Source organism: uncultured Methylobacterium sp. (assembly GCF_964244095.1).
Lineage (GTDB): Bacteria > Pseudomonadota > Alphaproteobacteria > Rhizobiales > Beijerinckiaceae > Methylobacterium.
Window position 1 is genome coordinate 1 of the sequence record NZ_CAXTHR010000162.1, and the last position, 9,134, is coordinate 9,134.

Consider the following 9,134-nt stretch of genomic DNA (forward strand, 5'->3'; position numbering starts at 1 on the left):
CCCTACAAGGACACCGCCGGCCCCGCCGTGAACCCGGCGATCAAGATCACCAACATCATCGCGCTGCTGCTGCTGGCGGTGCTGGCGCACGCCTGACTGATGGTCGAACCAATGATCCGCTCTCGGACCCCAAAGTTCTGCACTGGATCAACCTGGAGCGCACTCCGACGAATTGAATGCCGGTTCGTCGCGAAACTGCGCTTTAAAACAAGGACCTAGAGCCGTGACCCGACCCAGCGTGGTCGGGCACGGCTCTAGAGCATTTTCCATGATCCCTAGATCACGGAAAATGCTCTAAGTCTCCGTGTGGTCGCATTTTCTTCACGCGAGCCGGTATCCACCTCGCTGGAAAATGCTCTAGAGCAAAGCAAGGGCCGCTCCTGCTGGGAGCGGCCCTTCTGCTTTGTTGTGGCGATTTCGGCTCTCGGGCGCTGCCCTTGTCCTATATGTACGGTCCCGGAGTGTGAAGGTGCATCGTTTGCGCTGAGGCGTCAGGCGGTGGATGCACTCTGGCAGGCGTTCTTCACGGCAGCGCCCGCACGCCGCCGCGTGTTCGAGCCGCGCTCCATCCCCCCACTCGGACATGAAGATTGCACCATCAAACCCTGGGATCAAACATCGAGTTCGGAACTTTGAGGCACCGCGCCACGCCTTGACAGCGCGAACAAACCGCTCCCTTCCCGCTGCGATGGAAACTCTTGAAGAAGACGTGGCGATCGTCGGCGGCGGGCCCGCGGGGCTGGCTGCCGCCGAGGTGCTGGCCGCGGCCGGCCACGCGGTCGCGGTCTACGAGCGGATGCCGTCGGTCGGCCGCAAGTTCCTGCTCGCCGGGCGCGGCGGCCTGAACCTGACGCACGGCGAGCCGCTGCCGGACTTCCTGCGGCGCTATCAACCCTCCGGCAGCCTGACCGAAGCGATCGCCGCGTTCCCGCCGGACGCCCTGCGGGCGTGGTGCGCGGACCTGGGCGAGCCGACCTTCGTCGGATCGAGCGGGCGGGTGTTCCCGAAGGCGTTCAAGGCCTCGCCGCTGCTGCGGGCGTGGCTGCGGCGCCTCGACGGGTTAGGCGTCCGCATCCGCACCCGGCACCGGCTCGCGGCCTACGAGGACGGCGCCCTGGTGTTCGAGACGCCGGAGGGAAAGACCTGGACCAGGCCGAAGGCCGTGCTGCTGGCGCTCGGCGGCGCGAGCTGGCCGCGGCTCGGGTCGGACGGGACCTGGGTGCCGATGCTGGAGGCCCTCGGCGTGGCCGTCTCGCCCCTGCGGCCGGCCAATGCCGGGTTCGCGGTGGCGTGGTCGGAGCATTTTCGCACGCGCTTTGCCGGCGAACCGCTGAAGCGCATCGGGCTTGCCGCCGACGGCGTGATCGTGCGCGGCGAGGCCATGGTCACCGCCGAGGGGATCGAGGGCGGCGCGGTCTACGCGGTATCGCGCATCCTGCGCGCGATGATCGAGCGAAAAGGCGCCGCGCGCCTCGTCCTCGACCTGCGCCCCGACCTGACGGTGAAAGCTCTGGCCGACCGCCTGTCCGATCCGCGGCCCGGCGCGTCGATGGCGACGCGTCTGCGCAAGGGCGCCGGCCTGTCGCCGGTCGCGGCGGGGCTCCTGCGCGAGGCGGCGGGCGCGGCGCTGCCGGCCGATCCCGATGCGCTGGCCGGGCTGATCAAGGCCGTACCCCTACGCCTCCACGCGATGGCTCCGATCGAGCGCGCGATCTCCACGGCCGGCGGGCTCAGACTCGACGGGCTCGACGCGGCCTTCATGCTGCGCGCCCGGCCCGGCCTGTTCGCGGCGGGCGAGATGCTCGACTGGGAGGCGCCGACCGGCGGCTACCTGCTTCAGGGCGCGCTCAGCAGCGGCCGGGCGGCGGCGGCCGGCATGACGGCATGGCTCGCCGCGAACGGGCGGGTGCGGCCCGCATGACCCCCTGGGAGCACCTCGACACGGCCGCGGTCCCCGGCGGCGGCGGCACCTTGCGGCTGCTGCGGCGGGGGACGGAGTATTCGATCACGCTCGGCCGGAACGAGCTGATGAACAGCCGGCGCGGCGGATCGGAGGAGGCGCTGGCCAATCTCGGTTGCGCCCGGATCGCAGCGCGAAAGACCCCGCGCGTGCTGATCGGCGGCCTCGGCATGGGCTTCACCCTGCGGGCGGCGCTCCAGGCCCTGCCGTCCGAGGCGGCGGTCGTCGTGGCGGAACTGGTGCCGGCGGTGGTGGCCTGGGCGCGCGGGCCGCTGGCAGTGGTGTTCGGCGGCATCCTCGACGATCCCCGCGTGTCGTTGCAGGAATTGGACGTGGCCCGCCTCATCGGCGAGCGGCCCTCGGCCTGGGACGCGATCCTGCTCGACGTCGACAACGGGCCGGACGGCCTGACGCGGGCCTCCAACGACCGTCTCTACGATGCGGCGGGCCTCGCCGCCGCCCGCACCGCCCTGCGCCCGGGCGGGGTGCTCGCGGTGTGGTCGGCGGGGCCGGACCGGACTTTCAGCCGGCGCCTGCACGAGACCGGCCTCGTGGTGGAGGAGGTCGCGGCCCGCGCCCACGGCAAGCGCGGCATCCGCCACGTGATCTGGCTCGCGGCGCGCTCCGGCCGGGCGTGAACCCTCACATCCGCCCGCAGAACCCGACCATGCCGGCGGCTTCCGGCGGACACGCGGCGTTGGCGGTGCCGGCCGCCCCTTGCGAGAACACCGGGGTTCCGGCCTTGAGGCAGTAGGCCGACACGAAGACCTCGCCGCTCTCGCAGGCCAGTTCGCAGCCGGAAGCCGGGCAGGCTTCGGTGCGAAGCACCCGGAACGGCGCGGCGTAGGGGACCGCGGAGGGGACAGCGGCGAGGCCCGCGGCCCCTGCGGGACCCGCCTCGCCCTTGGGACCCGCCTCGCCCTTCGCGCCGACCTCGCCTTTGGCACCCGCCTCGCCTTTGGCACCCGCTTCGCCCTTGGGCCCGGCCTCACCCGCCGGCCCCGCCGCTCCGGCCGGTCCCGCAGGCCCGGCGGGGCCAGGCAGTCCCGCCAGACCCTGCGGGCCGGGCTCGCCGCGAACCCCGGTCTCGCCCTTCGCGCCGGCCTGCCCCTCGGGAGCGCAGTTGGCGATCACCCCCTCGCGCTCGTCCTCGCCGCTCTTCAGGGCGACGACGCAGCTTCCCGGCCGGTAGGGCAGCCGGAAGACGAAGCGGCCGCGGGCATCGGCCATCACCGAGACGTCCTCGTCCATCACCACGACGGCGCCGCCCTTGCGCACCGAGCCCGAGATCCGCAGGTCGCCGGCCTCGATGCGGGCGTCGTAGATCATGATCGGCTGGGCCGGCGCCTGCGGCCGCCGCGCCCTCTGGCGCGCGGGCGCCTGCGCCTGAACGCCGGGCACGGCCGGCTGCTGGGCCTCGGCGACGCCCGCGAAGGCGAGCAGGCCGGCGATCAGCAGGGCGGCGCGTGCGGGATGCATCGACGCAGGCAGCTTGGACGCAGGCAGCATGGGTGAGGTCCGTCCCGCCGCCGGATCGCGCGGCGGCGGGACATTGGCGCCCGGTCCGGGCCGGGGTCAACCCTGGCCGCGGTCGTCGGCGGAACCTGCAAAGCCACAGCCGTCCGCAGGGCAAGCCCCTGCCTGCGAAAGACTAATTCCTCGGGGTCGTGAACCCGTTTGATACGGTTTCCGGCTGAATGGTTCGATCGATGCAGGGCCCGTTTTCCCGGACGGGTGAAGCGATAGCGGAACCCGATCCGGGACCCGGCACACGATGTCGCGAAGCGTCGAAACCCTTGGCGGTCGAACCCTTGGCGTCGGTCGGATCGAGCCGCTACGCGGCCCTTCGTTTCACTGGGTTCCGGATCACCTTCCGCTCACGCTCCAGGCGTCCGGGAAAACGGCGCGCGACGGAAACCTTCAGCCGGAAACCGTATGACGATGTTCTCAACCCTGGCGCCATGCCGGAGCCCGCTGGGAATGGAGCGGTCGCGTGACGAACCGGACGCGGATGTGCGATCGAAGCCGATCCCGGAGCGGCGCGCCGCCTTGCGGGCGCGGCTGGATTCGGGCGCCACGCGGCAGGGCGCGGGCGGCGCGCTGCCCTTCGGCATCGCCGACCGCGCGGCTTACCGGCGGCCTCGACTCGCCGCACGCGATCGCGCCCGCGTCCGAGGGCGGCCCGAGACCAACGACTTCGGGGTGCCCACCGGCCGGCGGATCTACCGGAGCCGGGATTTCCCGTGAAGCCGGCAACCCGGAGCCTCGACAGCGGAGGGACCTTGCGTAGAGTGCCGCCATGCGTCGCTTCGCCATCGCCTGCTTGCTCCTGATTCCCACGATCGCCCGGGCCGACGAGTGCGACGGGTTGGCCGGGCGGATCGCCGCCGCCACCGGCGGCAAGGTCGGGCGCCGCTCGGGCCCCAGCATCGACATCCGGGTGCCGGGCTCGATCAAGCTCGACCTGACCTGCCGGGCCGAGCCGATCGTCCAGGCGAGTTCCGGCGACGCGACCCCGTCGGCGGATTTCTTCCGCGACCTCGCGATCGCCTCGGAGCTGGTCGTCGGCGAACCGGCGGGCACGGTCGCGGGCATCGTCGCCACCGCCCACCGCACCGCGCTCGCCGAGCGGCGCAAGTCCTTCGTCCAGCAGAACGGCTGGTCGGCGAGCTGCTACACCGACAGCAGCGGCTCGATCCGCACCCTGTGCTCGGTCGGCCGCATCCCGCCGGGGTGAAGTGCGCTTGACCGGCCGCACGGCCGGGCCGATTCTGATCGCCTCAATCGCACGGAGGCCGAGATGCCGGCACTTCTGACGGACGCGCCGTTCCCCGACACCCGTCGGAGCTTCTAGGACTTCGTGGCCTCGCGCCCCGACGAGGAGAAGTGGGAGCTCATCGAGGGGCACTTCGTCATGCAAGCTCAGTCAAACTTCAATCATCAGCTGATCGCTGGCAATTTGGAGTGCCTGCTCACCGAGGGACTCGATCAGTTGGGGCTCCCCCGCGTCGCGATGCAGAATCCGGCGATCGATCTCAGGCCCACGATCGACGGCCACACCTACGTGCCCGATGTCGCCGTCCTCGATGCCGCCGATATCGAACCGAACCGCAATGTGACATCGACCTGCTATCTCGCCGCCGAGATCATCTCCCGCAGCGATCGCTGCAAACCGTCCGGCGCGAAGCGAGAAGAGATCGCAATCAAACTCGAAGGCTACGAGACCTTGCCGATGTGCGAAGCCGTCCTGCTCATCGAATGAGGCACCATCGACGTGACGCTTGCCATCCGCGAGGGGAACGCCTGGGTCACCCGGCGCCTCGATCCGGACGACCGGCTGTCGCTTCCGGCCGCCGGACTGGATTGCCGCGTCGTCGGCCTCTACGCGCGCACCTCGCTGGCGCGCGCGTCCAAGGCGACGTGATCGGCCGGCTCAATAGTCGATCACGTCCTCCAGCGCGTAGTGCTTGACGGTCCTGCGGTTGGCGATCAGCTCGTCGACGGTGGGCTCGCCCCTCAGCGCACGGCCGATGGCGAGCTTCGTCGCCGCGTAGTTGGTGCGGTAGAGGTCCTTGCAGTCGAGGGTCTCGTCCTCGGCGCAGCGCGGGTCGAGCCAGATCATGATGATCATGCAGAGCTCGTCGAGGCCGTCGCGCGGCAGGATGCCCTCGATGATGCAGTCGACGATGGCGTCGCCGGTCGCCGCCTGAACCACCCCGCCGAGGAGCTCGACGTATGCGGCGGTGTGGATCGTCGCCTTGGTGGTCATCATCGTGGCCGGGCGCACGAGCTGGTTGAGGTCGCGCACCACGAACATCCGGGTGTGGCCCTGCACCTGTCCCATCATCCCGGCGAACGCCTGGCCGACGGGTCCGCGCGTCGAGCCGATCAGCACCTCGGGCATCGCGTCGGTGTACTGCCCCTCGGCGGCGAGCACCGTCGCCTCGCCGGTGCGGAACCAGATCTCGGACATGCGTCTCTCGGTCCTCACGATGGCGTCCCGGCGGGGGGCACTCGGCCGCGCAGACATCATCCCCGGGGACCTTCGTCAATCGCGCGCCGATCCGGACGCCGGAAAAGGCGCGCGGCGGCCCTGGCCTCGCGTGGCCCGATCGGTCATGCAGGGCGGCGGCGAAACGGGAAACAACGACGATGAGCGATCCGGACCAGGCTCCCGGCCGAGGGCCCGCCGCGGAGCGCGGCTGGAGCCTGTCGGCGGCGGCCGTGCCGGACGGCGTGCGCCTGGAACTCGGCCTGCCCGACCTCGGCGGCAAGCCCGTCACCGCGATCCTGAGCCTGAGCCGGGCCGAGGCCCGCGCCTTCGCCCGGTCCCTCCTCGCCGCCGCGGGCGACGCGGCCGAGCGCAGCTTCCCGCAGCCCCCGAAGCGGTGACGGGTTAGCGCAATCCAGTGCCGGGGCCGCCGCGGCCAGGCAGGCGTGGCACCTTGGCGTTCCGCGCCTCGATCGGACCGGCGCAGGCGTAGGCGAACTCGCTCTGGAGGTCGGTGAACACGGTCTCGCCGGTGATCCGGCAATCCTCGCGCACGGTCTCGTCGAGGTAGGTCCGCGCCGCGAGGCGGAAGCGCGCCGCGCGCGTCTCGCGCGGATCGCGGCCGGCGTAGCGGTCGCCGATGCCGCATCCGGTGACCTCGCGCAACGCGTCGGAGACGACCAGCAGGCGGCGCTGCCGGCGCTGGTCGTAGACCTCGTAGGGTTCGTTGCAGCCGATCGTCACCACCTGCGGCGTCAGGCTGACATAGGTCTTGGAGATGTAGGAGAACCCGGTGCAGCCGGAGAGCGCGAGGCCCAGCGCGAGGGCGAGGGAGAACGCCGGCCCCTGCATACCCGTCTCCCACGCACGAACCCGGCGGACATCCCGCCCCGGGCATTGAAACCGCGCCGCCCGCGCGGTCAAGCTCCGCCCGGCCTCACGCCGGCCATTCATGCGCCGCCGCCCTCCCAATCCTCGACGCGCAGGCCCGGCACGCGGCCGAACTCGCGGGTGTTGCGGGTGACGAGGGTCAGGTAGCGGGCGAGCGCCTGCCCGGCGATGAGGATGTCGTAGGGGCCGATGGGGCGTGCCGGCGGCGGCGAGCGCGGCGCGGATCTCGCCGGCCTTGCGGGCGTCGTCGACGGTGAAGTCGAGCATGGGCATTCGCAGGGTCTGGAACGCGGCGAAAGCCTCGTCCGCACGTTGCGACCGATAGGCACCGAACAGGAGTTCATGCGCGACGATCGGCGAAAGCCCGTAATCACGGCGGGGATTGCCGAAGACACGTGCGGTCACGCTCGGCTTCCGCCTCAAGACCCCTATGACGACGTTGGTATCGAGCAGGAACCTCACTTGAACAGGGCGTCCAGTTCCGGCCGTTCCTGTTGCGGTGTTTCCTCCTCGACGGCAGCGAGGATTTCATCGGCAAGGTCGTCCGGCAGACGCGGAAACGAACTCCACTCCGCGTCCATCGCCGCCACGACACCGGCGTCGAAGGGGTGGACACGAGACTGAAGCCGAACCCGCTCGTCCGTGATCGGCTCGAGGATCACGGCTTCGCCATCGCGGCGGATCTGCACCGTATCGCCGTCGAAGCGGAGTTCGGGCGGCAATTGCACCGCCTGCACCCCGTCCGACCGGACGATCTTCGCGATGTCCGACATGCCGGCCTCCCGATTTCGATGACGACGATAGATCGGAAGGCCGTTGGCGGAAAGGCGCCTACTCCGCCGCCGCAGCCAGGTACCGCGCCGGGTCGTAGTTGAGGATCGGCCCGAGCCAGCGTTCGACGGCATGCACGTCCATGCCCTTGCGCACCGCGTAATCCTCCACCTGGTCGCGCTCGACCTTGGCGACGCCGAAGTAATGCGCCTTGGGGTGGGCGAGGTAGAGGCCCGACACGGACGAGCCCGGCCACATCGCGTAGGATTCGGTGAGCTTCACGCCGATGCGGCGCTCGGCCTGGAGCAGGTCGAACAGCGTCACCTTCTCGGTGTGGTCGGGCTGCGACGGGTAGCCCGGCGCCGGGCGGATACCGTCATATTCCTCGCGCTGGAGGTCTTCCGGCGAGAAGGTCTCGTCCGGTGCGTAACCCCAGAACTCGCGCCGGACGCGCTCGTGCATGCGCTCGGCGAACGCCTCGGCGATGCGGTCGGCGAGCGCCTTGACCAGGATCGAGCGGTAATCGTCGTTGGCGCGCTCGAACCGCTCGGCGATGCGCACCTCCTCCAGGCCCGCGGTGACGACGAAGCCGCCAACGTAGTCAGCGATGCCGCTCCCGACCGGCGCGACGAAGTCCGACAGGCAGGTGTTCGGGCGCCCGTCGCGCTTCGAGAGCTGCTGGCGCAGGCCGTGGAAGGTCGCGAGCGTCTCGGAGCGGCTCTCGCCCGTATACAGGGCGATGTCGTCGCCGACGGAATTCGCCGGCCAGAATCCCAAAATCGCCTTCGGGTTGAACCACCGTTCGGCGACGATCTGGGCCAGCATCGCCTGCGCGTCGTCGAACAGCGCCCTGGCCGCCGGCCCCTGGTTCGGGTCCTCGAAGATCGCGGGATACCGGCCCTTGAACTCGTAGGTCTGCAGGAACGGCGTCCAGTCGATGTAGGGGACGAGGTCGGCGACCGCGTAGGACGCGAAGACCCGCGTGCCGGTAAAGCTCGGCTTGCGCGGTGCGTAAGCGGACCAGTCGATCCGATATGCGTTGGCGCGGGCCTTGGCGAGCGGCAGGCGCTGCTTGTCGAGTTCCGAGCGGGCGTGGGTGTCGGCAACCTTGCGGTACTCGGCGCGCACCTTGTCGATGACGCCGCCGCGGGTCTCCTGCGAGATCAGGCTCGACACCACGCCGACCGCGCGGCTCGCATCGGTGACGTAGATCGCCTGTCCCCGATCGTAGGCCGGATGGATCTTCACCGCGGTGTGGACGCGGCTCGTCGTGGCGCCGCCGATCAGGAGCGGAACCGAAAAGCCCTCGCGCTCCATCTCGGCCGCCACATGCACCATCTCGTCGAGAGACGGGGTGATGAGCCCGGACAGGCCGACGATGTCGACGTTCTCCTTGCGCGCCACGTCCAGGATCCGGGCGGCCGGCACCATCACGCCGAGGTCGATGATCTCGTAGTTGTTGCAGGCGAGCACGACGCCGACGATGTTCTTGCCGATGTCGTGGACGTCGCCCTTCACGGT

12 protein-coding genes and 1 pseudogene are annotated in these 9,134 nt (G+C 70.5%); 7 read left to right on the forward strand and 6 right to left on the reverse strand.

What is annotated here, in order from left to right:
- Positions 1 to 583 precede the first annotated feature (583 nt).
- Positions 584 to 1,921: a TIGR03862 family flavoprotein gene (locus tag ACFE86_RS19205; RefSeq protein WP_375456924.1), complete on the forward strand. Its 1,338-nt coding sequence runs from the start codon at positions 584 to 586 to the stop codon at positions 1,919 to 1,921.
- The gene (locus tag ACFE86_RS19210) at positions 1,918 to 2,598 is read left to right on the forward strand and encodes a spermidine synthase (RefSeq protein WP_375456925.1); all 681 of its coding nucleotides are present in this window, start codon (positions 1,918 to 1,920) and stop codon (positions 2,596 to 2,598) included. The genes ACFE86_RS19205 and ACFE86_RS19210 overlap by 4 nt, the downstream gene beginning before the upstream one ends.
- 4 nt (positions 2,599 to 2,602) lie before the next feature.
- Here the strand turns inward: ACFE86_RS19210 and ACFE86_RS19215 are convergent, their stop codons facing one another.
- Complete coding sequence (locus ACFE86_RS19215; RefSeq protein ID WP_375456926.1) at positions 2,603 to 3,469, reverse strand: collagen-like protein; 867 nt, start codon at positions 3,467 to 3,469, stop codon at positions 2,603 to 2,605.
- 504 nt (positions 3,470 to 3,973) lie between these two features.
- Here ACFE86_RS19215 and ACFE86_RS19220 point away from each other — a divergent pair.
- From ACFE86_RS19220 to ACFE86_RS19235, 4 genes are all read left to right on the forward strand, one after another.
- Entirely contained in the window at positions 3,974 to 4,207 is a 234-nt protein-coding gene (locus tag ACFE86_RS19220) for a hypothetical protein (protein ID WP_375456927.1), read from the forward strand.
- Between the two features lie 52 nt (positions 4,208 to 4,259).
- The gene (locus ACFE86_RS19225; RefSeq protein ID WP_375456928.1) at positions 4,260 to 4,697 is read left to right on the forward strand and encodes a hypothetical protein; all 438 of its coding nucleotides are present in this window, start codon (positions 4,260 to 4,262) and stop codon (positions 4,695 to 4,697) included.
- Positions 4,698 to 4,820: 123 nt separating this feature from the next.
- Complete coding sequence (locus ACFE86_RS19230; RefSeq protein WP_375456929.1) at positions 4,821 to 5,222, forward strand: Uma2 family endonuclease; 402 nt, start codon at positions 4,821 to 4,823, stop codon at positions 5,220 to 5,222.
- 12 nt (positions 5,223 to 5,234) lie between these two features.
- Positions 5,235 to 5,384 (forward strand): hypothetical protein, encoded by a 150-nt coding sequence (locus tag ACFE86_RS19235; protein WP_375456930.1) that lies wholly within the window; start codon positions 5,235 to 5,237, stop codon positions 5,382 to 5,384.
- Between the two features lie 9 nt (positions 5,385 to 5,393).
- Here the strand turns inward: ACFE86_RS19235 and ACFE86_RS19240 are convergent, their stop codons facing one another.
- A complete protein-coding gene (locus tag ACFE86_RS19240) occupies positions 5,394 to 5,933 on the reverse strand; it encodes a formaldehyde-activating enzyme (protein WP_375456931.1) in 540 nt (179 codons plus the stop codon).
- A 179-nt stretch (positions 5,934 to 6,112) separates the two neighbouring features.
- Here ACFE86_RS19240 and ACFE86_RS19245 point away from each other — a divergent pair, with 179 nt between their 5' ends.
- Positions 6,113 to 6,352 (forward strand): hypothetical protein, encoded by a 240-nt coding sequence (locus ACFE86_RS19245; RefSeq protein WP_375456932.1) that lies wholly within the window; start codon positions 6,113 to 6,115, stop codon positions 6,350 to 6,352.
- A 4-nt stretch (positions 6,353 to 6,356) separates the two neighbouring features.
- Here the strand turns inward: ACFE86_RS19245 and ACFE86_RS19250 are convergent, their stop codons facing one another.
- The 4 genes and pseudogenes from ACFE86_RS19250 to ACFE86_RS19265 form a co-directional block, all read right to left on the reverse strand.
- Positions 6,357 to 6,803: a hypothetical protein gene (locus ACFE86_RS19250; RefSeq protein WP_375456933.1), complete on the reverse strand. Its 447-nt coding sequence runs from the start codon at positions 6,801 to 6,803 to the stop codon at positions 6,357 to 6,359.
- 98 nt (positions 6,804 to 6,901) lie between these two features.
- A pseudogene (locus ACFE86_RS19255) lies at positions 6,902 to 7,304 on the reverse strand (type II toxin-antitoxin system VapC family toxin).
- Positions 7,301 to 7,615, reverse strand: a complete 315-nt coding sequence (locus ACFE86_RS19260) for an antitoxin (protein WP_375456934.1) — start codon at positions 7,613 to 7,615, stop codon at positions 7,301 to 7,303. Before ACFE86_RS19260 ends, ACFE86_RS19255 begins: the two are co-directional and overlap by 4 nt.
- 58 nt (positions 7,616 to 7,673) lie before the next feature.
- On the reverse strand, positions 7,674 to 9,134 hold a 1,461-nt coding region (locus ACFE86_RS19265; protein ID WP_375456935.1), incomplete at its 5' end, for a vitamin B12 dependent-methionine synthase activation domain-containing protein.

Bases quoted from the DNA above. Each gene is read 5' to 3' on its own strand.
- ACFE86_RS19205 (WP_375456924.1), top strand. From the start codon at position 584: ATGAAGATTGCACCATCAAACCCTGGGATCAAACATCGAGTTCGGAAC.
- ACFE86_RS19210 (WP_375456925.1), top strand. From the start codon at position 1,918: ATGACCCCCTGGGAGCACCTCGACACGGCCGCGGTCCCCGGCGGCGGC.
- ACFE86_RS19215 (WP_375456926.1), bottom strand. From the start codon at position 3,469: ATGCTGCCTGCGTCCAAGCTGCCTGCGTCGATGCATCCCGCACGCGCC.
- ACFE86_RS19225 (WP_375456928.1), top strand. From the start codon at position 4,260: ATGCGTCGCTTCGCCATCGCCTGCTTGCTCCTGATTCCCACGATCGCC.
- ACFE86_RS19240 (WP_375456931.1), bottom strand. From the start codon at position 5,933: ATGTCCGAGATCTGGTTCCGCACCGGCGAGGCGACGGTGCTCGCCGCC.
- ACFE86_RS19245 (WP_375456932.1), top strand. From the start codon at position 6,113: ATGAGCGATCCGGACCAGGCTCCCGGCCGAGGGCCCGCCGCGGAGCGC.
- ACFE86_RS19250 (WP_375456933.1), bottom strand. From the start codon at position 6,803: ATGCAGGGGCCGGCGTTCTCCCTCGCCCTCGCGCTGGGCCTCGCGCTC.
- ACFE86_RS19260 (WP_375456934.1), bottom strand. From the start codon at position 7,615: ATGTCGGACATCGCGAAGATCGTCCGGTCGGACGGGGTGCAGGCGGTG.